19 protein-coding genes and 3 tRNA genes are annotated in these 22,101 nt (G+C 44.2%); 18 read left to right on the top strand and 4 right to left on the bottom strand.

Annotated features, from left to right (window positions below):
• Positions 1-171: 171 nt before the first annotated feature.
• From argS to ACUB3H_RS01630, 12 genes are all read left to right on the top strand, one after another.
• Entirely contained in the window at positions 172-1,863 is a 1,692-nt protein-coding gene (argS, locus tag ACUB3H_RS01685) for an arginine--tRNA ligase (protein WP_459128918.1), read from the top strand.
• The gene (locus tag ACUB3H_RS01680; RefSeq protein WP_459128917.1) at positions 1,863-3,401 is read left to right on the top strand and encodes a B12-binding domain-containing radical SAM protein; all 1,539 of its coding nucleotides are present in this window, start codon (positions 1,863-1,865) and stop codon (positions 3,399-3,401) included. Before argS ends, ACUB3H_RS01680 begins: the two co-directional genes overlap by 1 nt.
• 34 nt (positions 3,402-3,435) lie before the next feature.
• On the top strand, positions 3,436-4,194 hold the full coding sequence (locus tag ACUB3H_RS01675) for an NAD(+)/NADH kinase (protein WP_459128916.1): 759 nt from the start codon (positions 3,436-3,438) through the stop codon (positions 4,192-4,194).
• Positions 4,191-5,267: a tetratricopeptide repeat protein gene (locus tag ACUB3H_RS01670; protein ID WP_459128915.1), complete on the top strand. Its 1,077-nt coding sequence runs from the start codon at positions 4,191-4,193 to the stop codon at positions 5,265-5,267. Before ACUB3H_RS01675 ends, ACUB3H_RS01670 begins: the two co-directional genes overlap by 4 nt.
• A 141-nt stretch (positions 5,268-5,408) precedes the next feature.
• Positions 5,409-6,317 carry a phosphate acyltransferase gene (locus tag ACUB3H_RS01665; RefSeq protein WP_459128914.1) on the top strand — a complete coding sequence of 303 codons (909 nt, stop codon included), beginning with the start codon at positions 5,409-5,411 and terminating at the stop codon, positions 6,315-6,317.
• Entirely contained in the window at positions 6,314-8,095 is a 1,782-nt protein-coding gene (iorA, locus tag ACUB3H_RS01660) for an indolepyruvate ferredoxin oxidoreductase subunit alpha (protein ID WP_459128913.1), read from the top strand. The genes ACUB3H_RS01665 and iorA overlap by 4 nt, the downstream gene beginning before the upstream one ends.
• Positions 8,095-8,667: an indolepyruvate oxidoreductase subunit beta gene (locus ACUB3H_RS01655; protein WP_459128912.1), complete on the top strand. Its 573-nt coding sequence runs from the start codon at positions 8,095-8,097 to the stop codon at positions 8,665-8,667. Before iorA ends, ACUB3H_RS01655 begins: the two co-directional genes overlap by 1 nt.
• Positions 8,668-8,794: 127 nt before the next feature.
• Positions 8,795-8,871: transfer RNA gene (locus ACUB3H_RS01650), tRNA-Met, on the top strand.
• Position 8,872: 1 nt separating this feature from the next.
• A tRNA-Lys gene (locus ACUB3H_RS01645) sits at positions 8,873-8,948 on the top strand.
• Position 8,949: 1 nt separating this feature from the next.
• Positions 8,950-9,023 (top strand) — tRNA-Cys (locus ACUB3H_RS01640).
• A gap of 174 nt (positions 9,024-9,197) precedes the next feature.
• A complete protein-coding gene (locus ACUB3H_RS01635) occupies positions 9,198-9,962 on the top strand; it encodes a VanW family protein (RefSeq protein WP_459128911.1) in 765 nt (254 codons plus the stop codon).
• Positions 9,959-10,903: a D-alanine--D-alanine ligase family protein gene (locus tag ACUB3H_RS01630; RefSeq protein ID WP_459128910.1), complete on the top strand. Its 945-nt coding sequence runs from the start codon at positions 9,959-9,961 to the stop codon at positions 10,901-10,903. The genes ACUB3H_RS01635 and ACUB3H_RS01630 overlap by 4 nt, the downstream gene beginning before the upstream one ends.
• 34 nt (positions 10,904-10,937) lie before the next feature.
• Here the strand turns inward: ACUB3H_RS01630 and ACUB3H_RS01625 are convergent, their stop codons facing one another.
• Together ACUB3H_RS01625 and ACUB3H_RS01620 are read right to left on the bottom strand one after the other, a co-directional pair.
• Positions 10,938-11,723, bottom strand: coding sequence for a ribonuclease H-like domain-containing protein (locus tag ACUB3H_RS01625; protein WP_459128909.1), 786 nt, complete (start codon positions 11,721-11,723; stop codon positions 10,938-10,940).
• On the bottom strand, positions 11,723-12,706 hold the full coding sequence (locus ACUB3H_RS01620) for an asparaginase (RefSeq protein WP_459128908.1): 984 nt from the start codon (positions 12,704-12,706) through the stop codon (positions 11,723-11,725). The genes ACUB3H_RS01625 and ACUB3H_RS01620 overlap by 1 nt, the downstream gene beginning before the upstream one ends.
• Positions 12,707-12,760: 54 nt before the next feature.
• Here ACUB3H_RS01620 and ACUB3H_RS01615 point away from each other — a divergent pair, with 54 nt between their 5' ends.
• Together ACUB3H_RS01615 and thiI are read left to right on the top strand one after the other, a co-directional pair.
• Positions 12,761-13,831: a cysteine desulfurase family protein gene (locus ACUB3H_RS01615; protein ID WP_459128907.1), complete on the top strand. Its 1,071-nt coding sequence runs from the start codon at positions 12,761-12,763 to the stop codon at positions 13,829-13,831.
• Complete coding sequence (gene thiI / locus ACUB3H_RS01610) at positions 13,828-14,979, top strand: tRNA uracil 4-sulfurtransferase ThiI (protein ID WP_459128906.1); 1,152 nt, start codon at positions 13,828-13,830, stop codon at positions 14,977-14,979. Before ACUB3H_RS01615 ends, thiI begins: the two co-directional genes overlap by 4 nt.
• 11 nt (positions 14,980-14,990) lie before the next feature.
• Here thiI and ACUB3H_RS01605 read toward each other — a convergent pair whose 3' ends face one another.
• Positions 14,991-18,164 carry a transglycosylase domain-containing protein gene (locus tag ACUB3H_RS01605; protein WP_459128905.1) on the bottom strand — a complete coding sequence of 1,058 codons (3,174 nt, stop codon included), beginning with the start codon at positions 18,162-18,164 and terminating at the stop codon, positions 14,991-14,993.
• Positions 18,165-18,231: 67 nt separating this feature from the next.
• Between ACUB3H_RS01605 and hflX the strand changes: the two genes are divergently transcribed.
• The 3 genes from hflX to ACUB3H_RS01590 are packed head-to-tail and all read left to right on the top strand — an operon-like array spanning position 18,232 to position 20,486.
• Positions 18,232-19,479: a GTPase HflX gene (gene hflX, locus ACUB3H_RS01600; RefSeq protein WP_459128904.1), complete on the top strand. Its 1,248-nt coding sequence runs from the start codon at positions 18,232-18,234 to the stop codon at positions 19,477-19,479.
• The gene (locus ACUB3H_RS01595; RefSeq protein WP_459128903.1) at positions 19,472-20,119 is read left to right on the top strand and encodes an IMPACT family protein; all 648 of its coding nucleotides are present in this window, start codon (positions 19,472-19,474) and stop codon (positions 20,117-20,119) included. The genes hflX and ACUB3H_RS01595 overlap by 8 nt, the downstream gene beginning before the upstream one ends.
• Positions 20,100-20,486 (top strand): CoA-binding protein, encoded by a 387-nt coding sequence (locus tag ACUB3H_RS01590; protein ID WP_459128902.1) that lies wholly within the window; start codon positions 20,100-20,102, stop codon positions 20,484-20,486. Before ACUB3H_RS01595 ends, ACUB3H_RS01590 begins: the two co-directional genes overlap by 20 nt.
• A 29-nt stretch (positions 20,487-20,515) precedes the next feature.
• Here the strand turns inward: ACUB3H_RS01590 and ACUB3H_RS01585 are convergent, their stop codons facing one another.
• Complete coding sequence (locus ACUB3H_RS01585; protein WP_459128901.1) at positions 20,516-21,409, bottom strand: hypothetical protein; 894 nt, start codon at positions 21,407-21,409, stop codon at positions 20,516-20,518.
• 164 nt (positions 21,410-21,573) lie between these two features.
• Between ACUB3H_RS01585 and ACUB3H_RS01580 the strand changes: the two genes are divergently transcribed.
• On the top strand, positions 21,574-22,086 hold the full coding sequence (locus tag ACUB3H_RS01580; protein WP_459128900.1) for a biotin transporter BioY: 513 nt from the start codon (positions 21,574-21,576) through the stop codon (positions 22,084-22,086).
• The last annotated feature ends 15 nt before the right edge of the window (positions 22,087-22,101 follow it).

Raw genomic sequence — 22,101 nt, 5'->3', positions numbered from 1 at the left:
ATTCTCTACGATAGAACTTAGCGAGGCAGGGAGGGTGAAAGCTGCTTTCTTAAGGGAGAAGGCGCGCGTTTAGAGAGTTTCGTTACTTTAAGTGAGCCTAGCTAAGTAGAGTGGTACCGCGGCGCATGTCGTCTCTACAGTGAGACGGCTTCTTTTTTTTAGGAGAAAAGAATGAAAAAATTTATGGATGTAGTGGCTACCCTTCTAGCCGAAGAATTAAAAGAATTCATGACGCTAGAAGAGGTTCAAGCAAATCTCGTAGTAAACAAAGAATCAGAAAAAGGTGACATTGCTTTCCCTTGCTTTAAGCTTGCGAAAGCAATGAGAAAGAGCCCTGTCATGATCGCCTCCGAACTCAAAGAAAAGATCCATTCGGATCTCTTCCGATTAGAGGCTGTTCAGGGCTATTTAAACTTCTTTATCGATCGTGAACACCTTGCAAAGGACATCATTGAAGAAGTCCTTGAAAAGGGAAAAGAATATGGAAAAGGTGAACCTAAGAAGGAAAACGTCATCGTAGAATATTGCTCAGCAAACATCTCAAAACACATGCAAGTGGGTTACATTCGTGGACTCATGCACGGATCGAGCTTACTTCGAATTTCCAAATTTTTAGGTTACAATACGACGGCTATTAACCACCTCGGAGACTACGGTATTAACTTCGGAATGATCATGAGTGCTTACTTCCGTTGGAGTAGTCGTGAGCAAGTAAAAGAGGGCGGTGTAGGCGAATTACAACGCATCTATAGAAAATTTAGAAAAGAAGAAGAGAACGATCCGACACTTATGGAAGAAGCGAGAAGATGGTTTAAGAAGCTCGAGGAGGAAAAGGATCCAGAAGCTCTTGAACTATGGCAGTTCTTTAAGGATACTTCTCTAAAAGAATACGGTAAGGTTTGGGACAAGCTTCAAAGCCACTTTGACTCCTTTGCAGGCGAAGCGTTCTATTCCGACATGATGCCAGAAGTGCGTCAAGAACTCATCGATAAAGGCCTCATCATGATCGATGACGGAGCAGAGATCGTAGACCTCTCGGACGAGAATCTACCGAACATTGTTGTAACGACTTCTGCTGGAACGTCACTTTATATTACACGTGACATCGCAGCTGCAAGATATCGTAAAAAGACCTACGACTTCTCCAAGTGTTACTACGTCGTAGGTAGTGAACAACGTCTTCACTTCATGCAACTAAAGGCTGTTCTTAAGAAGATGGGCTACGAGTGGTATAAGGACATTACGCACGTAGACCACGGTCTCATCATGCTCGAGGGCGGTGGTAAGATGAGTAGTCGTGAAGGAGAAGTGACGCTTCTAGATGATGTACTTACAAAGTCCACAGAGAAGATGCTCTCGATCATCGACGAAAAGAATCCAGACCTTGAAAACAAGGAAACGATCGCAAGTCAAGTGGGTATCGGTGCGATCGCATATAAAGAGCTTTCAACCTCTCGTATTAAAGACTACGTCTTTAACTGGGAAGAAGCTTTAAGCTTTGAAGGCGAGACGGGACCGTATTTACAATATACGAACGCTCGTTGCCACTCGCTACTTAGAAAAGGTAAGATCGAAAAGATCGATTACTCAAAACTCACTGACGACTACAGCTATGAACTCATTCGTGAGCTCAGTCAATTTGAAGAAGCCGTTCAATCGGCTTACGACCGCATCGAAGCTATGGTCGTATCACGCTACGTAATGGATGTCGCAAAGACCTTCAATAAGTTCTATCAAAATGTGACCATTCTAAGCGATGATCCGGTAGAGGCTTCAAGTAAGCTCGCTCTCGTCAAAGCTACGAGTCAGGTCTTAGAAAACGGCATGTATCTCATCAACATGGATGCGCCGGAGCAGATGTAATGAAGCTCATTTTTATGAGCCTCGATTCGCAGTTTATCCACTCCAATTTAGCACTTCTTTCCCTAGCAGAGATCGCAAAAGAGGAAGGCTTTTCTCCCGTAGTCATCGAAGCGAACATCAACGAACATCTTCGAGACATCTTAAGAAAGCTTCCTCTTGGCGATGTATACTTTTTCTCTAGTTATATCTGGAACGATGAGCTTTTACGTAAGCTCATCAGTGACGTCAGAAAACAAACTCAAGCGACGATTGTCGTAGGCGGCCCTCAAGCTTCAACAGCTCCCGAAAGCTACTTTGAAGTGGGGGCCACTTTCGTCTGTGTAGGAGAAGGAGAGAGTGCTCTAAAGAGTCTCCTTCGTGGAGAGAGTCACGAGGCCCTAATAAAAAAGGGAGAACGAGCAAACTGGTTTCGAGAAAAGGAGCTCCATTTTCCTTATCCTTTTAGCTTCTTTGATGCGAGAAAAATTAGCTACTATGAGACCCAGAGGGGATGCCCTTATGCTTGTAGCTACTGCCTCTCATCGATTCAAAGGGAGCTCGTCTTTAAAGAGTTAAGTCTAGTAGAAAAAGACCTTAAAGAGCTCATAAGAAGAGGAGCGACCCTCATTAAGTTTGTGGATCGAACCTTTAATGTCGATTCGAAAAGGACACTGGAACTTCTTTCTCTTTTTAAGAGGCTCGATAATGGAAACATCACCTTTCACCTAGAGATCTCTCCTCATGCTCTAAATGAAGAACAAGTTTCCATGATGAACGCCTTAAGGCCAGGGCTCATTCAGGTTGAAATCGGGATTCAAGCCATCCAAAGCCATGTATTAGAAGCGATTCATAGAAAGCCCTATCGAGAAGAGAACTACGATCTCATTCGTAAGCTACGTGTTCATAAGCACTTAGACATCATCGCAGGACTTCCCTTCATGACTTATGAAGACGTCAAGGAGACCTTTAACGCTTTAGTTGAGCTCGGTAGTGATGAGATTCAACTTGGCTTTTTAAAGGTACTACCGAAGACTCCGATTACATCAGAAAAGGGGATCGTTCATTCAGACTATGCGCCTTTTGAAGTGCTAAAGACCGACTGGATCTCGGTAGAAGAGCTAAACCGTCTTCGTGCGATGGAAAAGATTATGAGTTGGTTTCATAAGGAAAGCTTTCCAAACTTTTTTATGGCTTATAAGAGCGATCTCTTTTCGCTCTACGAAGCGCTTTCTGAGATTGACTTTGATGGATCTTTTGAAAGCCGAATCGAGAAGATTAGTGCATATTTGAACGACTCTAACCTCGATGAATGCTTGGAACTAGACTACAGAGTAAAGCAGCGTAGAAACCGTCCCGTACTCCTTCCTGAGATCGAAGTCAAAGATTCTAGACTTGAAGTCCTTTCAAAAAAGCATTACGATAGAAAAAACAATGCACTCTTTTTAGTGCACATGAATGAGCAGCGTCTTTTCGATGGAAAGCTTCACTATGTGCTTTTAGATCGAGAAAAACGGACGCTGGAATGGATGAACGATGCGAGTGATGGTATATCACAATAGAATAAAGCGTTCAATGGTAGCGAGAGGTCAGCTGATGAAGCTCTTAAGACAGGAGGGCTTTGAGCTCACGAAGCACAATCCCGATGTAGTTGCCGTCATCGGTGGAGATGGAACGATGATCTCTGCCATTCGGTCACTTCATCGCTTGAAGGTGCCCTTTTTAGGTGTCAATACGGGATCCTTGGGCTTTTTACCGGGGCTCTTTCCGAATGAGCTTCCACTCGTTCCTGTGGTTCTTAAGAAGACCTTTGAAACGGAGCGCTATCCACTTTTTCACGTAAAAGTGAAGAGCGGGGATGGAAGCGTGAAAGAGGGAGAATTCTTTAATGAAGTCCTCATCCGCCATGAACAACCTCGTCTCATGGAGGCACACGTTTTCTTAAACGACATTCCCTTTAACTACTTTACAGGCGATGGCTTTATTATAAGTACCCCTATAGGTGCTACGGGTTATGCCATCTGGGCTGGAGGAGCCGTGATGCATCCAGCGCTACCTTGTATTGAATTGACGCCTTTAAGCCCAAATGACAACCGCATTAATAGGCCCCTTAAGCATTCGATGATCTTACCCGACTCCACGACGATTCGAATATCGATCGTAAAAAGTAACCTAAGAGAAGTGATGGTTGCCTGTGATGGCATTGCGATGGAGGTTCAAAGGGTGAGAGAGATTGAGGTGACGCTATCGGATCAGTACGTAGAGATCATTAAGCCTCATCAAAAGGACTATTTTGAGCTCTTTAGAAATAAGATTATCGATAAGGCTATTGACCGCTATTTGGAGACCAAATGAAAGAAGCAAACTTCTTAAAACCAGCTCTTGAGGAGCTGGCTTTTATCGAGCTCAATAAAGATACAACGACACTGGGTCTTACCTTAAAAAAAGGCTTTTATTTGCCGCTTTTATATAGCGATCTAGAAAAGAACGTAAAAGAAGAGCGTGAGGTCTTTGATACGGAAGCCATCATGGCGGGAATTCTCTTCCTCTATGGTCTCGATGAGGATTTTAGAGACGGTGAGATCTACCGTGCAATGCTTTTAAAGCTTGAAGAAAACACTTCGCTCTTACCGTTTGTCGTAAGTATGCAAAAGAAGAATCGCACGCATGCTCTCATCATGAGCTTAGGTTACATTCACTTAAGCTTAGCCGATCCACACCGCTATGTCGTAGCGAGTGAACTGGCAAATGCTCTGCTTGTTGAAACAGAGGATAAGAATTACCAAGTTCTTGCGAAGGCCTTACTCGAAAAGGGAAGAGAAGTCACTCCAACCTGGGAGATCGACTACCATCTCTCTTACGTCTACTATCACGAGGAGCGCTACGAAGAGGCGAAAGCGCTTCTTCAAGGCCTCTTAGAAAGGGATGAAGTTCCCGATAGCTTTATCGATGAGATCGCAACCCTTCAAGCGAGAATCACCGATAAAGAACTCTTTAAACGCTCCCTCGAACTTCTCTTTGACGGCGATTCTAGGTCTGCATTAGAAGGACTAAATGACGTCAACCCTGAGTATGTAAATCCAGAGGACCTCTACTTTTTTAAAGGCTTAGCATACCGATTATTAGGTGCTTATGACGATGCCCTTCACTCTTTTGAAGAGGTGATGGCTCTGAAGCGCTTCGATAGTGACCTCTATAATGAGATGGCCATCTGCCACATGTTTAAAGAGGACTATGAGAAAGCAGAGACGCTTTTAAGAGCGGCACTTGAGCTCGATGAAAAGAGCAAGGATCTCTATTCAAACCTCGGCATTTCCCTCTGTGAACAAGGAAAAATCGAAGAGGGTAGAGGCTACTTTAAAAAGGTCCTTGAGATTGATCCTGAGGATGAGATCAGTAAAGCGTGTCTTGAAAGGTATCAAGCATAAACTGGCAAAGGCCAGTTTTTTTTGTTTCGTGGTTGTCATAATATGTACATTATGTAAGAATTATAGCAATTGTTTGATAAGGAAACATTGATCTACCTTTGATGAATGCGTTAAAATACAACTAGAAAGAAAGGAGCAGTCATGAACGATTTAAAAGATTTTGTTCAATTAGCACAGACGGGAAACAAGATGCGCCTTGCAGTGATCGCTGCCAATGACGACGAAGTCTTAGGTGCAGTCGTAGAAGCTAAAAACTTCGAAATGATCGAACCGATCCTCGTCGGCGATGTCAAAGAGATCGATGAGATCTTAACAGCTCTAAACGAGAATCCAAACGATTACGAGAGAATTCAAGCCGATAGCTTAGAGGATGCTTGTCATAAGGGACTGTCGCTCTTTAAAGAGGGTAAAGCAGACTTTATCATGAAGGGCCTTATCGATACGTCCATTCTCATGAAAAACGTATTAAATCGCGATTACGGGCTCCGTTTAGATGGTCTCATTAGTCACGTCATGATCTATAAGTATCCGCTCTATTCAAAGCTCATCGGTCTTACAGACGGTGGCATGAATATCGCTCCTACGCTCGAGCAAAAGAAGCTCATTGTAGATAACGCTGTTCGAGTCTTTAAAGCACTCGGTTATAAAGAGATTCGAATTGCAGGACTAGCAGCTAAAGAAAAGGTTTCAGAGAAGATGCCTGTGACAGTCGATGCCGATAAGTTAAAAGCACTCATCACAGATCCTGCTGTGATCTACGAAGGACCATTAGCATTAGACCTCGCTTTAAGTAAAGAAGTGGCAGAGACCAAGCACTTTAATTCAAGAGTTGCAGGAGAGACCGACATTCTCCTCGTTCCAAACATTGAAGTCGGAAACGCTTTAGGAAAGTCGATTACATATATCGGTGGCGGCCAGAGCGCAGGAATCATTATGGGTGCGAAAGTTCCGATCGTACTCGTAAGTAGAGCCGACACAGCTGAAACCAAGCTTTATTCCATCGCACTTGGAAAGATGATCGCAGAGCACGAGAAAGGAAATGAACAATGAAGCACTTACTAAGTGGTAATGAGGCCATCGCAAGAGGTCTCTACGAAGCAGGAGTGACCTTCTGCACAGCTTACCCAGGAACGCCTTCTACAGAGATTCTAGAAGAAGTTTCGAAGTACAAAGAAGAAATCGTCGCTGAATGGGCACCGAATGAAAAGGTCGCTCTAGAAGCTGCCATCGGTGCAAGCTTAGCTGGCGTAAGAAGTATGGCTGCCATGAAGCACGTTGGACTGAACGTAGCAGCAGACCCACTCTTTACCATCTCTTACCTCGGTGTTACGGGTGGACTTCTCATCATCAGTGCCGATGACCCTGGTTGTCACTCCTCACAAAATGAGCAAGACAACCGCATTTATGCAAAGTTCTCTAAGATTCCATGCATTGAGCCTTCAACCGCTCAAGAGTGTAAGGACTTCATTGAAGAAGCGTATAAAGTGAGTGAGCAATTTGAAACGGCCGTTCTCTATCGTATGACGACTCGTGTCGACCACTCCAAGGGACTCGTAGGTTTTGGCGAAAGAAAAGAAGTGGAAGCCATTCCTTACGTAAAAAACCCCAGAAAGTTCGTTGCATCACCTGCAAATGCCATTCAAAACCACCCCATGGTAGAAGCTAGAACCAAGGCATTAGAAGAGTATTCCAACAAGTCTCCACTAAATAAAGAAGAGTGGAATGGTTCAGACATTGGAATCATCACAAGTGGTGCTTCCTACAACTACGCAAAGGAAGTCTTTAAGGATACAGCCAACTACTTTAAGGTCGGTATGAGTTTCCCACTACCGATGGAACGCATTAAAGAATTCAGCCAAAAGGTAAAGACGCTTTACGTCATTGAAGAGCTTGAGCCCTTCATCGAAGATGAACTCAAGATGGCTGGAATTAAGTGCATCGGTAAAGATCGCATTCCACGCTGTGGCGAGCTCAATCCAGACATCATTGAAAAGGCTTTATTAGGTTCTACAAAAGAGCCTAAAAAAGCACCAGAAGAGCTCACCGTTGGTCGTCCCCCCATTCTCTGTGCAGGATGCCCTCATCGTGGCTTCTTCTATGAGCTATCAAAGCTAAAGACCGTTCTCGTAACAGGAGACATCGGTTGCTATACACTAGGAGCAGCTGAGCCACTAAGCACCATCGACTCTGTCGTATGTATGGGTGCTTCCGTATCGATGGCTCACGGTGCTAAGAAAGCCTTTGAGAAAAAGGGCATCGAAAAGAAGGTCGTATCCGTCATCGGAGACTCCACCTTCATGCATACGGGAATGAACTCCTTACTCGATGCAGTCTACAACCACTCCAACACGACCCATGTCATTTTAGATAACCGCATTACGGCTATGACGGGACACCAAGAAAACCCTGCAAGTGGATACACACTACAAGGTGATCCTACGAACATGGTAGACTTCGAGGCCCTCGTAAGAGCACTCGGAGTAAAGAATGTAACGACGGTAAACCCATTAAACCTCGAAGAGACGAAGACCGTCTTAAAGGGATATCTCGATTCAACCGATGGACCAAACGTCATCATCTCACGCTGGCCCTGTGCACTAAAGAAGTACTCCGCTGAAGACAAGAAGGAATTTAAGCTCGACCGTCCACAGTGCCAAGTGAACACGGAAGAGTGTAGAGGATGCAGAAACTGTATCCGCACAGGATGTCCTTCCATCTCCTTTGATAAAGAGCAAAAGAAGGCTTCCATTAACCCACACATGTGTGTCGGTTGTACCGTTTGTCTACAGTCATGCCCATTCAAAGCGATCAAGAGAGTAGGTGAATAATGAGAGAGACGAGAAGCATCCTATTTACGGGTGTAGGTGGTCAAGGTATTATCCTTGCAAGTAAGATCTTATCGAGCGCTCTAATTAACGCTGGCTACGATGTTAAGATGAGCGAAGTACACGGTATGGCTCAGCGCGGTGGAGCAGTAACGACTCAAGTTCGCTTTGGTGATGAAGTGTATTCACCGATCATTGGAAAAGGACAAGCGGACGTTCTCGTTGCCTTTGAAAAGATGGAAGCGATCCGCTGGATTGAATACGTAAAAGAGGGTGGAAAGGTTGTCGTAAATGACTTTGAGATTCCATCTGCTCCTGTATTAAGTGGTGCAAAGGATTATCCTCAAGGTATCAATGAATACCTTAAGGAGAACTTCGATACGCTTTTATTAGATGCTGGTCGCCTTGCAGAAGAACTCGGTAACATCAAGACCATGAACGTCATCATGGTTGGTGCAATGGCTAAGGCATTAAATCTACCTGATGTCGACTGGGAACAATGCATTCGTGAGAATGTAAAAGAACAGTTCTTTGATATCAACAAGAAGGCTTTTGAGGTAGGATACAGCCTCTAAAGGTTCATTTATCAAGGAAAAGAGTTGGTGATCAACTCACCAACTCTTTTTTTCTTAATCGAATAAAAATCGTTGACACAGACCTTTCTTGATGTTATTATATAGAAGTCGCAACAGCGTAAGTTACGGCGGCGTAGCTTAGTTGGTGAGAGCGTTCGGTTCATACCCGAAAGGTCGGTGGTTCGACTCCACTCGCCGCTACCATGGTTCCTTAGCTCAGTCGGTAGAGCACCTGACTCTTAATCAGGGTGTCCAGGGTTCGAGCCCCTGAGGAATCACCACGGTGCCATAGCCAAGTGGTAAGGCAGAGGTCTGCAAAACCTTTATCCCCAGTTCAAATCTGGGTGGCACCTCCACGTAACTCCATTAACAGCCTAAAGGGCTGTTTTTTTTTATCAACAGCCCAAGTGTACTGGAACACTACGGGCTGTTTTTTTCTTTCGAAAGTGTCTTTCTTTCGTAAGGCTTTTGTAAGAGTTCCTTAAGTCGTTTGAAAGATGTATGTCCTATTCTAGTTTTAGGAGGTACAGATGAGAGACTTTATTCGTTCCATTTTACATCGTTTCTTTCCCAAGCTACTCAAGTGGAAGAGAGAACTACATACATGGCGCTATCAGAGAAAGCTTAAAAAGAAATACAGCTTAGCATCGCTTCAGTCGGAGAAGCTTCCCTATGAGATCTTTCGCTTTTCCTTACCTGTGATCGTAGAGGGGCAGGAAAGAAAGTATCAGGAGAATAAAAGGCAGAACCTCTTGATTTTAAAGAAGCGCTTTGATGGACTCGTCATTCGACCATTCGAGACGTTTTCGTTTTTAGATAGACAGTACGGAGCAGATAAGGATACGCCTTATAAAGAGGCACTCGTCATTGTACGAGGGGAATTAAAGACAGAAGAAGGAGGAGGACTCTGTATGCTTTCAAACATGATCTTTTACGCACTACTACACACACCGCTCGAAATCATTGAGCGTCATACACACCGCAAGAAGTACTTTAAGGATCAGGGGAATCTTCCTAAAGGGATTGATGCTACGATTCTTCAAGGTTGGCTTGACTTAAAGGCCTTTAATCCTACGAAGGATGTTTATCAGCTTGATGTCTCGATCGATGAAAAAGATATGCACGTTGCCATTCGCTCAAGTTCTCCTAAAAAAGAGGATGTAGAGATCTTTAATAAAAATGTGGTTACGACCGATACCGAGGAATCGGTTGAAGTCTGGAGAAGAGATAAGGTGTTAGGAAAGGAAGAGTTCCTCTATGTGAATCGTCAGCTCTTAGGGGAGGTTACGAGATGAGAGTAGGAATTGTCTTTGGTGGTGCTTCACCGGAATATATGGTTAGCTTAATGGGCGCCTACAGCGTCGTAGAGGCCTTAAAGGGGTCTTATGATCTAACACTCGTAGGAATTACAAAAGAGGGAGAATGGCGCTCCTATGAGGGCGACACGAGGTGTATTAAAGAGGACACTTGGTATGAGCACTCAAAGCCTTTTTCTGTAGAAGATCTAAAGGCTACGGATGTCGTACTACCTGTTCTTCACGGAGCCAATGGGGAGGATGGAAGTTTTTCAGGATTCTGTAAGATGGCAGGAATTCATCAAGTGAGTTCTTCTTTAGAGGCAAGTGCGCTCGCTATGAATAAGCTTCTAGCTCACGACATTGCAAAGAGAGAGGGAATTCGAGTTCCTAGAAAATTTAAAGAGGGAGACTCGATGAGCTTTCCTGTTTACGTTAAGCCTTTAAGAGCAGGAAGTTCCTTTGGCATTACAAGAGTCACAGAAGAAAAGGAACTCGAAAGAGCACTGACCTTTGCACGCTTTTATGACTCCGAGGTCCTTATAGAGGAGGAGATTCACGGGAGAGAAGTGGGAGTCTCTATCGTCGGAAAAGAGGATCTCATCGTAGGGGAAGTCGATGAAGTTGTTTTAGATGGTGTCGTCTTTGATACGGCAGAAAAGTACTCTCAAAAGCATAGCCGTATTCAGTGTCCTGCACGCATCACAGAAAGAGAAAGAGAAGAGATCATTGGCTCTTCGAAAAAGATCTACCGTGCACTTGGTTGCTCCGGCTTTGCTCGTGTCGACTTCTTTCTGACACCCACTGGGGAGATCGTCTTTAATGAAGTGAACACGATTCCAGGGCTTACGCCTTTGAGTCGCTTTCCTAAGATGTTTCAAGCCATCGGTATCGATTACAAGAGTCTTTTAGAACTTATCATTAATAGACATGCTTCGTAAAAAAAGAAAGGGATTACACGAATCCCTTTTTCTCTTACATGTCTTTTACCATCTCTTGTACGTTCTTATGAAGGATATTTCCAGCGATCGACACGAGCTCCTTTTTCTTTTCTTCTTCACTTAGTAGGTTGAAGTCGGGACGATCTCTAAAGGTAAGTTCCTCTACTTCAAACGTCTTGATATCTAAAGTCGTTTGATCTAAAAAGCGAAGCCTTAAGTTATTCTTACCGAGCGTAGCCTTTTGTAGCGTCCTCTTTGGATAGAGTCGGTTTCCTACGATGTCACTGTGTTCTACCATGAGTTCAAAGGTCTGAAGGACGTCCTCCTCATTATGAAGGAGGATTTTTTCACGCATGGACATGTCCTTTTCTTTTAGTAAGCGCTTTAGTTCATCTGCTACTTCTTTTCCTGAAAGCGTATCCATTCTTTCAAAAGTATTGGCCTCTTTAAGCTTTTGGCTTTTACATTCTCTGTAGAGGTCTAGGGAATGATCCTTGTCGTATTCTTCAAAGATCTCTAAGTTTTTCGAGCGACCGTTCATAAACGGGATGTCGAAGCTCAAGCCATTAAAGTGGACAGAGAGGTCGAAGGACTTTAAAAACTGTAGCGTCAAGATGATAAGAGAGCGTTCTTCCTCTTTATTTTCTATCATCCACTGCTCGAGGTAGAGAGAACCTTCTTTTAGATAGAGAAAACTTATCATCGAAAAGGTGTGGAACTTCTGGGAAAAGCCGGTCGTTTCAATGTCGAAAATGACGACTCTTTGAAAGCGTTCGTCGAGCCTAGATTCTTTTCTTACGAGGCGCTTCGTTTGAAGCATTAGAAGCTATCCTGTTCCATGATCGTACGAAGTTTATCTTTCTCTTGAGTAGCTTTAAGAGCGAGCATGAGTTTAATTCTCGTCTTTTGGCCGTTTAGTGCCGTTCCAAAGTAGGCCCCCATGTCTCTCGTCTGTTGACCACCACCGTCGTAACCATAGCTACCTAATACTCTTCCAGAGGGGCAGCGGCTTACGATGACGATGGCGATGTCTTCTTTTAGAGCATCCTCGATGGCTCCAAGGACTTCTGGTGGAAGGTTTCCTCTTCCCATGGCTTCGATGACGATTCCTTTGGCTCCGATGGAGCGGTAGAAGTCGATCTCTAGTCTTCCCATGCCCGTATAGCTCTTTAGAAGATAGACCTTATCTTCAATGTCGTCTACGTTTAAGTGGCCATGAGGAATGGTGTCTCTGGAGTAGAGAACTTCGTTGTTATCGACGATTCCTAGAGGGCCAAATTCAAGGCTCTTAAAGGTATCTAAGCTCATGGTGTGGGTCTTTGTGACCTCACGAGCTGAATTGACTTGGTTATTTAATACGACGAGTACGCCTTTTCCTTTTGATTTTTCGCTCTTTGCGGTGACGATGGCAGAAGCTAGATTAGAGAGGCCGTCGTAACCTAGTTCCGAAGCATTACGCATTGCTCCAACGACGATGACGGGCTTTTCTGAACGGATGTTTAAGTCTAAGAAGTAAGCCGTTTCTTCGAGCGTATCGGTACCGTGCGTTACGATGACACTATCGATGTCATCGCGCTTGAGTTCTTCTCGAATCATCTTAGAGAGCGAGAGAATTCTTCTTGGACTCATCTGTGGACCTGGGAATTGTCCGAAGTCACGGATTTCGATCTCTCCGTACTCATCGAGGTTCTTCATCATGGCAAGGATGTCTTTACCGCTTAGTCCTGGAACGGCCGCGTTAATCTCCTTGTCTACTGTCATTGAAATGGTTCCGCCTGTGAATATAATCAAAGTTTTTTTCATAGTCATTTCCTTTACAACACGATAAACTTATTATATCATCTCTACGAGGTTTACATGATTTATTTTGATAATGCAGCGACGAGAACTCCAAGCCTAGGGCTTATTCGAGCTTTTGAAAGCTATAAAACCACATATTTTAATCCTTCAAGCCATCATACGGTTGGAATGAGTGCAAGAAAGCTTCTAGATAGTGTTCGTGAGGAGCTTTTAGCCTACGTTCCGTTAAAGGCTGAGGTCCTTTTTACGAGTGGTGCCACAGAAGCCAACAATATGGTCTTAAGAACCTACTTTGAAAAAGGAAAGCACATGATTACATCCGTCTACGAGCATCCATCGGTTCGAAGTGTCATCGATCACTTTGAACGCGAGGGAATGGAAGTGACGAGATTAAAGGATGTGCGTGTAGAAGCTGTATTAGATGCTGTAAAAGAGAATACGACGCTCGTTAGTATCATGCACGTGAATAATGAACTTGGGCTTCGTTTTGAACTCGATGGTCTCTATGAAAAGCTTAAAGAGCGAAAGATCGCTTTGCACCGTGACAGTGTGCAGAGCTTTTTTAAGTACGACTTAAAGAAAGCGACCTACTTAACGGCAAGTGGCCATAAGATGGGTGCTCTAAAAGGAATCGGAATTCTCTTTAAAGAAAAGGGAAGTCCCCTAAAGCCTCTCCTTTTAGGAGGCGAGCAAGAGAGTGGACTTCGAAGTGGTACGGAGAACGTCTTAGGGATCCTAAGTATTAAAGAAGCGCTTAAGGAGCCGGAGAATCTTACGAAAGTGAGTGCGATTCATGAATACATTAGCGATCACTTACCAAAAGATACACTCGTTCTAACGCCTGAGGATGGATCCAAGTTCATTCTTGCGATCGCGATCAAAGATGTTCCGAGTGAGATCGTCATGAGCGACCTTAGTGCCAAAGAAATCTACGTCTCTGCAGGAAGTGCCTGCTCTTCAAGAAGTGAGCACGTAAGTCACTCGGCCGCAGAACTGAATCTTCCGAAAGAGTATCTCGGTGGCGTTTTAAGGTTATCGTTTTCGTCTTTTAATACGCTTCAAGAAGCCGAGATCTTTACAGAGGAACTTGAAAGAAGCGTTTCCATGATAAGAAAGGTTATAAAATGAAACTCTATTTATTAAAATACGGAGAGCTTGCACTCAAAGGAAAGAACCGTCCCTTCTTTGAAAAAGCACTCCTTCAGTCGTTAAAAGCTCGCACCAAAGACTTTGAACGCGAGATCCTCTTTCGCCAAGGAAGAGTCTACGTCTTTTGTGACGATGAAAGAATTCTCGAGGTGTTACAAAATACGTTTGGTATCGTTGAGGTCTGTGAGTGCGTCAGTTCACCCTGTACAATCGAGGATTTAAGAGAACTTGCACTCGAAGAGATGAAACGAAGAGTAGGGGACAAACAGACGACGTTTAAAGTAGAGACGCACCGAGCTCTTAAGAGTTTCCCGATGACTTCACCTGAGATCAGCGCCGATGTCGGTGGCTACGTCCTTTCAAAGATTCCAAACCTTAAAGTCGATGTCCACAACCCTGAGATCCTCTTAGAGGTTGAAGTCAGAGAAAATATGTACGTCTACTCAAAGACGCATAAGGCCGTTGGAGGACTTCCTTTCGGTGTGGCTGGGCGAAGCGTCGTTCTAATGAGCGGCGGTATCGACAGTCCCGTCGCAAGTTACCGCATGGCAAGGCGAGGAGTCGAGCCGATCTTCTTACACTTCCATGCAGCACCTTTTACGTCAGAAATGGCACTCGATAAGGTTCGTACACTCGTAAAAATTCTTACGAAATACATCGGAAGAGCCGAGTTTCACTACATTAATCTAAAAGATGCTCAAATTGAGATCAAACAGAAGACCGACAACCGTTACTTTACGATCCTTCAAAGGCGTCTCATGACGAGGCTAGCTTGCCGTTTAGCAGAAGAGAGAAGAGCACTCTCTCTTACAACGGGCGAGAACCTCGCACAAGTGGCCTCCCAGACCATGGAAGGAATTTATGCGACCAATAGTGTGAGTGATCGAACGATCTTTAGACCGCTCATATCGTTTGATAAAGAAGACATCGTGACCATGGCGAAGACCCTTGAGACTTTTGAGACATCGATTCTTCCTTTTGAAGACTGCTGTACGATCTTTTTACCGGAAAAGGTTGCGACGCGTCCTCGCATTGAAGACGTATTAGAAGAAGAGAGTAAGCTCGATATCGAAGCAATCGTAGAAATGTGTTATGAGACCAAGAAAAAAGAGATTATCACACGATAATCTCTTTTCTTTTATGGATTGGTTCCTTCACCTGCGCCAGGATCTGGCTGTGGTGATGGCTCAGGAGCAGGATCTCCTCCTTCACTTGGAGCATCTGGATTTGCTGGATCCTCACTTCCTGTAGGATCAGTCGGATCAGTTGGTTCTGTGGGTTGTGGTGGAACCCAGTCCTTGGTATGAACATTACATACTCCAGGTGCGAGTGTATAGCGATGGTCTTTAATCTGGTTCTCATAACCATGGTAATCGAGATCCGGATCGACGCGCGTTAGGATGACAGTACTTCGAATGGTAGATGCTGGACAGTAGGGTCCAGGACGTCTTCCAGAAGCGGTACAGATCGTGATCGCAACACGTGAGTTGTCTTGTTCTGTAGGAACGGTACCTTCAACGAAGAGTTCCTTATGAACCTTACTTATAGGTCCTGCGTAGGAGTACTTACCAGGTAATAGACCACTGACGCCATCGATCGTTTCCGATACGACGCCTGCAGGTTGTTCGGAGAAGCTCTTCGGTTCGTAACCTTCGTGGAGCGGTTTCATAAGCTCACTGAAGATCTTACTAACCCGGTCACTTCTCGCATCGATTCTTACGTCCATGTCGCAGCCAAGCCATACGCTTCCTGAAAGATAGGGCGTACTTCCAGCAAAGAGTAGGTCAAAGCGGTTAGACGTCGTTCCCGTTTTACCAAAGACGGGAATCGTGCGGTTATCTTGACGAATTCGAGCTTGTTTTACGAACGAATCATCGACGTTACCGATTAGGATGTCTCTTAGGATGTAGTTTGCTTCTTCACTAAAGACTCTTTCGCCTTCAGGTTTCGTATTATCGAGGACGATATTTCCTTCGGAGTCGGTCACTTTTGTATAGCAACGGTACGGAATGTGTACACCGTCATTCGCAATCGTCGCATAAGCGCTCGTTAGTTCTACGGGTGGAATACCGTTTGTAAGACCACCAAGGCTTAGAGCTGCGAGGTTCATGTCGTTTACTCGACCGTCTTCAATGAGTGTCGTGACACCGTTTTTCTTTAGGTAGTCGACCATGACACGAGGTGTTACGAGTTCACCGACCTTAACAGCTACGACGTTAATGGAGTCGTAAATCGCTTCACGGATTGATACACGTCCCTTCCAGCCTTCATAAGCATTCTTTGGCCAGGGCTCTTCACGAGCGAGGTATTTAAAGGTTGGAACGTCGTCTACGACGGTAGCTGCTGTAATTTGATGCGTGTCGAGACCAGGTCCGTAGACGCTGATGGGTTTGATCGCAGATCCACTCTGTTGTGGCATAGCAGCACGGTTAAAGATCGCTGTACCTGATACGTTTCGTCCACCGATGACAGCTTTTAAGTAACCTGTATTCGGTTCAATGACACTAAAGGCCATTTGTGGTTGCATGGTTGGAGCGTTAGGGAAGGAGATGTACTTGGGGCTAATCTGTAGAGAGCCCTTCTTACTGATCGTATTTCCTTCCTTTTCCATAAATTCTTTTTTTATGATGAGCTTATCGTTTTCGATTGCCACGAGCTCCGGTGGAATCTCTAGGGAAATGTGCTGATAGAGGAGATAGTAGGGGATGGCACGTTGACCATTCCAGTTATTATCTGCTTTATTTCCAGGGAAGTTATAAAGGGGAGCAAGCGTTACGAGAACGGCTTTTTTAGCGTTTTCATTAAAGCGTAAGAGTTTTGATCCCTTTTCAATGACAAAGTCACCATTGGCATTCGTTTCATAGATGGAGTTTGGAATGTAGAGGTTTCTGTCCTTATCAAAGGCATCTAAGTAGTTGTACATCAAGAAGGCATCGCTCTCAGCGTTTACGATGTAACCGTCTTTAAAGAGCGGTGTGACATCAGGCATGAGACTATACGTCGAGGAGTAGCCTTCACTCATGATGGCATCACGTAAGCGAATGACGAAGGGACTCTTTTCACCAATTTCCCAAACGGTATTAGGAACACCTTCATCGAAGTAACCGCGCTTCTTAAGGAGAGCCCAGGTATCATCGTTCATGATGCCTTTTCCGGGAAGGCCGTTGTCTCTTTGGAAGCGAGCCACTTGGTTACTCAGGTCTTCGTTGTATTCTTCTGTATTACCTTGGTCGTTGATCTCTCGCTCGATCTTCTTTTGCATCTCGACATCTAAAGTCGTATAGACCTTAAGTCCGTGCGTATAGAAGTAGGACTGTGCTTCTTCTTGGCTAATGTTTCTAGAAGCTGCAAGGTCTTTAATGACGTTTGAAATGGTCATCGTAACAAAATAGCTAGCGATATCATTATTTTGCTGTACTTCAGGATTTACGAGATCTGCAAAGTCTGCATTGATTCCCTTTTGGTACTGCTCCTCTGTGATCTTTCCTTGCTTTTTCATCTCACTTAAAATGAGCTTTGCACGGTCTTCGACACGAGGGTTATAAACTAATAAGTACTCTGTTCCTTTGGAACCGACGATCTTTCTGTTTCCGTCGTAGTTCTTTCTTTCAATGATCTGCACAGGCGGATACTTACCAGGAGCCTTAGGAATGGCTGCAATCATAGCCGATTCAATGTAGTTTAAATCTTTTGCGCTCTTAGAAAAGTAAGCGTGAGCGGCGGCTTCAATACCAGCAGACTGCATACCGAGGTCGATCGTATTTAAGTAGGCCGTAATAATCTGTTTCTTCTCTAAGTGGTCTTCTAGTTGCATCGCATAGTAAGCTTCTTGAATCTTACGCGTAAAGCTTCGACTTAAACGCGTGTCAGGAAGGAAGACGTTACGAGCGAGCTGCTGGGTGATGGTCGAAGTACCACTGACCTTACCACTTGAAGTGAGACTGTCTTTAATGGCACCGATCATACGGACAAAGTTAAAACCACGGTGTTCCCAGAAGGTCTTATCTTCGATCGCGATGATCGCGTTAATCATGTCGGGGGAGATGTCTTCATACTTGACGTTCGTTCGTTTGATGGTGGTCAAGTTTTGTGTGAGCACCTCTCCGTTGGCGTCATAGAGGACAGGATTTTGAGCATTTTCGATCTTTGTTACGTCGACATCGGGAGGAAGCTTTGCAATGGCATCCTTCACAATGTAGAAAATGACACTTGCCCCGATGACGATTGACATAATCAGGGTTATAATAAATATGTTCAGTATGGTCAAACCAATTTTTCTCTTTGGTTTTGATCGTTTGGTTTTAATTGGCATTCATACCTCCTCATTTACCTGAACTATTATATCACAACAACCGCCTGTTGGAGAAAGAAGGTTCGATTTGGATTCTACGAAGCATAAAGCTATTTTAGTCAGTCTTTCGCTAAACGACGATAAGGTGACCAATGATGAACTCGTTGAATTAAAAGGATTAGCAGAAGCTGTTGACATAGAGGTCGTAGGGACACTCACTCAGGATAAGCATTCTCCTGACCCTGCAACCTACATAGGAAAGGGAAAAGTCGAGGAACTTCGACTATTAGCAAACGCGAAGGATGCCGATCTCATCATCTTTAACGATGAGCTTTCAGGTTCAACCATTCGAAACCTTTCCGATCAAACGGACAAACTAATCATTGACCGCACGATGCTCATATTAGATATCTTTGCGAATCGAAGTCGTTCGGCTCTCGCCAAAGCCCAAGTAGAGCTCGCTCAACTTGAATACTCAAAGAGCCGTCTTACGGGCATGGGTAAACTTTTAAGCCAACAAGGTGCTGGAATTGGTACGCGTGGTCCTGGTGAAACGAAGCTAGAGAGTGACCGAAGAAAGATCGATTCGCGCATTCAGGAGCTAAAAAAACGCGTCAAAGAACATGCGCAGGTCATGGAGACCATGCGTAAAAAGAGAAAGGGGAACGAAGAGAAGATCGTTGCACTCGTCGGTTATACGAACGCTGGAAAGAGCTCTATCATGAACTGGTTTGTGCGTAAGTACGGTAATGAAATGAACCAGGTCTATGTAAAGGACATGCTCTTTGCGACGCTCGATACGTTTGTAAGACGAATTGACTTCGATGAAAATCGCTCCTTTTTACTCGTAGATACGGTTGGTTTTGTCGATCGCTTGCCGCATGGACTCGTAGACTCCTTTAAGGCGACGCTAGAAGAAGTGAGACAAGCGGATCTTTTAATTCACGTCTTAGATAGCTCGGATGAGCACCTTTCTCTTCAGCGCTCTGCGACGGAGCAAGTTCTTGAAGAGATTAAGGCAGAGACGATTCCAAGGATACAGGTGTTAAATAAGTGGGATCTCGAACCAAAGCTTGGGCTTCCAGAGGGAACGCCTGTTAGTGTCGTGACGGGTGAAGGAATGGAGAAGCTCGTAAGCTTAATTAACCAAGAGCTCTTTAGCGACATGAAAGCAGCGACCTTTTATTTCCCCTTTAATGAAGCGAAACCCATGAGTAAGCTCTTAGAAAACGTAAGACTCTTAAGTCAAAGCTATGACAGTGGAGGCTGTTCGATCGTTGCGATTACGAATGGCATTCAACGAGAGCAGTATAAGAAGTGGCTTTTAGATGTATAGGGTAAAGGGTTTTCAAGAGAAGGAGTTTACGGTAGAGAAGAGCCGCTTTATAGCGAGAGTGTATCCGGTGAAGGATGAAGAAGAAATAGAGAGGATCGTAAAAGAGACCTGGAAGGAGCACCGTAAGGCTACGCACGTCGTGACTGCTTATCGCCTGGGAGAGCCCTCCCGAGGCTACTATAATGACGACGGCGAGCCCTCTCAGAGTGCCGGTGCTCCGATGTTAATGGTTCTTGAAAAGGAAGAACTCACCGATACTTTAGTTGTAGCTATTCGATACTTTGGAGGGATTAAGCTCGGTGTCGGTGGACTCATTCGAGCTTACACAGAGTGTGCGAAGGAAGCCATCGATGGCGTAGAAAAGCGAAAGGTCATTGAAGTGAAGCGGGTCATTTTTACCTATGACTATACGTATCACGGTTCCATCGAACTATTACTACCGGAGATCTATAGGGAAGAACCCCTTTATGAAGAGAAGGTTCAACAGACTGTCTACTTAGAAAACGACGACCTCCTTCAAAAGCTTGTAGAGATTACGAGCGGAAAGGTTGAGATTCAAATAGATAGCAATGGCTATTTAGAAGTCTCAAAAACGGGTACTATTGTTACAGGAGGTTCTTATGAAAGAATTAATCGCTAACGCATTAAATGAAAAGCGCTGGGCAGTCCTTGGCGCAACCGATAAAAAAGATCGTTTTGGATATAAGATTCTAAAGCGTCTCATCGACCTAGACTACGATGTGACACCGATCAATCCGAACTACGAAGAAATTCTAGGAAAAAAAGCGTATAAAAATCTTAAAGATGTTCCAGAGGCCATCGACGTCGTCGATGTCGTCGTCAATAAAGAGCTCGTTCGTAAGTGGATAGAATCGGACGATCTGAGCTGTTACAAGTACATCTGGTTTCAACCTCATACGTACGATGAAGAGATCATTGAGTTAGCTAAGGCGAAAAACTCAAATCTCATCTATGATCACTGTGTATTGATTGAAACAAACAAATAGAGCGAAGCATGATGCTTCGCTCTTACCTTTTATTCATCCTTTTTAAAATCCTTTGGTCTTTCAAAGATGACTTCATCTTCTAAAAATGCTTTTCGATCGACGAGAACCGTCTTTTCTTCCTCGTGGAAGGGGGAGATGACGACGGTCTCTTCATTTTCCTCAGGCTTTGAATGAAGATCCTTTACTCCGAAAGTAGCTCTTGATCTTGGAAGTTCTTCTTTTACAGGAACAATTTCTTCCATTTCCTTCGGCTCAACGAGAGGTGCACTCGTTTCAAAGGGAATCTCTTCATTCACCTTTGGCATGAGTACAGTCGAGGTATCTTCTTTTCGTACCTCTTGAATCTCTTCACGCTTCTTTGGAACCTCTAGGGCTTCATCGATGGCACCACGCTCTACTTTTCCTGAATAAATCTTATTATCGAAGTCAGCAAATGTCGCTTCAAAGTCGTTTACATCGAGGCTCGTTGCCTTAAAGTAGAGTGACTGAGGCGTTCTTTCTTCGTCGAGGTAGCGTACATTTAAGATAAAGTTGTTCTTCTTTAGGAGCCTGTTCCATATTGCACTGAAGAATTTGACGACGGGGTTTGAATGCGCTAGCTGATTTTCATAGTCAAAGGTGATGATCTTTTGAAAAGGAATGGCTAGGGCATGCTCTAGTCCGCCGGTGTTCTTTAACTCTTTATAGATGGTATCGAGGTTGTCTCGACTAATGACGAGATTACTATCATCTAAAAAGAGCGTATTGGTCGTTCCGCTTAAAGGGGACCCACCCGTCGAAATGTTTTTTAAGCCATTCCAGATGTAGCGGTCCTTAGAACCAACCATGTGAGCTAGTCTTTTACCGATAAATATGAGATACAGGTAATAAAAGAAGATGACAAATCCTGCGATGAGCAGGATGAAAACGAGAATTCTACCCATAAACTCCTCCTATACCTAGTAAGTATAGCATAGGGAAATGAGTTTTGAAATATTCATTGATCTTCTTTCAGAAAGTTAGGGTGATTCATATTGTAAACCTAATTTCTAAAATTAGTTGACATATGTTTTCTGATCCGCTAAAATTCCCTAGGAAAGAGGTAATTATGAATACAAAAACATTGACTCGTATGGCTCTAATGGTCGCTCTACTCACAGTCTTTAGCTGGATCAGTGTACCGATTGGTCCCGTTCCTGTGACGCTTCAGCTCATCGCTGTTTTTCTCGTTTCGTACCTTTTTAGCCCCAAAGAAAGCTTTCTCATCGTGCTCTGCTGGCTTCTTTTAGGAGCAGTAGGCGTTCCCGTCTTTTCTGGCTTTAAGAGTACGAGTGCACTCATCGGTCCTACGGCAGGATTTATCGTATCTTTCTTACTCGTAGCACCTTTTGTGAGTTCCTTTAGAGAACGCTCCGTCGTTCAGGCCTTTCTCATCTCTCTTGTGGGCCTTGTCATCGTCTATCTTTTAGGTAGTGGATGGTTTATGTTCGTTCTTAAAAAGGGAGCGATGGAGACACTGAAACTCGCTGTTTTACCGTTTGTCGTGATCGATGTCGCAAAAATTGCGATCGCCCTTTTCGTCTCGAAAGCTCTAAGGAAGGTTTCCCCAAGCACTCTATAAGGAGTGCTTTTTTTT

This window comes from Guggenheimella bovis (assembly GCF_054492335.1).
Note: the sequence above shows the minus strand (reverse complement) of the source record. Positions and strands in the feature narration are given on the sequence as shown.

What these genes read in the sequence shown, in the direction of transcription:
- ACUB3H_RS01635 (WP_459128911.1), top strand. Translation starts at nt 9,198, where the DNA reads ATGAGAGACTTTATTCGTTCCATTTTACATCGTTTCTTTCCCAAGCTA.
- ACUB3H_RS01670 (WP_459128915.1), top strand. Translation starts at nt 4,191, where the DNA reads ATGAAAGAAGCAAACTTCTTAAAACCAGCTCTTGAGGAGCTGGCTTTT.
- ACUB3H_RS01675 (WP_459128916.1), top strand. Translation starts at nt 3,436, where the DNA reads ATGAAGCTCTTAAGACAGGAGGGCTTTGAGCTCACGAAGCACAATCCC.
- thiI (WP_459128906.1), top strand. Translation starts at nt 13,828, where the DNA reads ATGAAACTCTATTTATTAAAATACGGAGAGCTTGCACTCAAAGGAAAG.
- ACUB3H_RS01615 (WP_459128907.1), top strand. Translation starts at nt 12,761, where the DNA reads ATGATTTATTTTGATAATGCAGCGACGAGAACTCCAAGCCTAGGGCTT.
- iorA (WP_459128913.1), top strand. Translation starts at nt 6,314, where the DNA reads ATGAAGCACTTACTAAGTGGTAATGAGGCCATCGCAAGAGGTCTCTAC.
- ACUB3H_RS01580 (WP_459128900.1), top strand. Translation starts at nt 21,574, where the DNA reads ATGAATACAAAAACATTGACTCGTATGGCTCTAATGGTCGCTCTACTC.
- argS (WP_459128918.1), top strand. Translation starts at nt 172, where the DNA reads ATGAAAAAATTTATGGATGTAGTGGCTACCCTTCTAGCCGAAGAATTA.
- ACUB3H_RS01680 (WP_459128917.1), top strand. Translation starts at nt 1,863, where the DNA reads ATGAAGCTCATTTTTATGAGCCTCGATTCGCAGTTTATCCACTCCAAT.
- ACUB3H_RS01630 (WP_459128910.1), top strand. Translation starts at nt 9,959, where the DNA reads ATGAGAGTAGGAATTGTCTTTGGTGGTGCTTCACCGGAATATATGGTT.
- ACUB3H_RS01595 (WP_459128903.1), top strand. Translation starts at nt 19,472, where the DNA reads ATGTATAGGGTAAAGGGTTTTCAAGAGAAGGAGTTTACGGTAGAGAAG.
- ACUB3H_RS01585 (WP_459128901.1), bottom strand. Translation starts at nt 21,409, where the DNA reads ATGGGTAGAATTCTCGTTTTCATCCTGCTCATCGCAGGATTTGTCATC.
- ACUB3H_RS01590 (WP_459128902.1), top strand. Translation starts at nt 20,100, where the DNA reads ATGAAAGAATTAATCGCTAACGCATTAAATGAAAAGCGCTGGGCAGTC.
- ACUB3H_RS01655 (WP_459128912.1), top strand. Translation starts at nt 8,095, where the DNA reads ATGAGAGAGACGAGAAGCATCCTATTTACGGGTGTAGGTGGTCAAGGT.
- ACUB3H_RS01605 (WP_459128905.1), bottom strand. Translation starts at nt 18,164, where the DNA reads ATGCCAATTAAAACCAAACGATCAAAACCAAAGAGAAAAATTGGTTTG.
- ACUB3H_RS01665 (WP_459128914.1), top strand. Translation starts at nt 5,409, where the DNA reads ATGAACGATTTAAAAGATTTTGTTCAATTAGCACAGACGGGAAACAAG.
- ACUB3H_RS01620 (WP_459128908.1), bottom strand. Translation starts at nt 12,706, where the DNA reads ATGAAAAAAACTTTGATTATATTCACAGGCGGAACCATTTCAATGACA.
- ACUB3H_RS01625 (WP_459128909.1), bottom strand. Translation starts at nt 11,723, where the DNA reads ATGCTTCAAACGAAGCGCCTCGTAAGAAAAGAATCTAGGCTCGACGAA.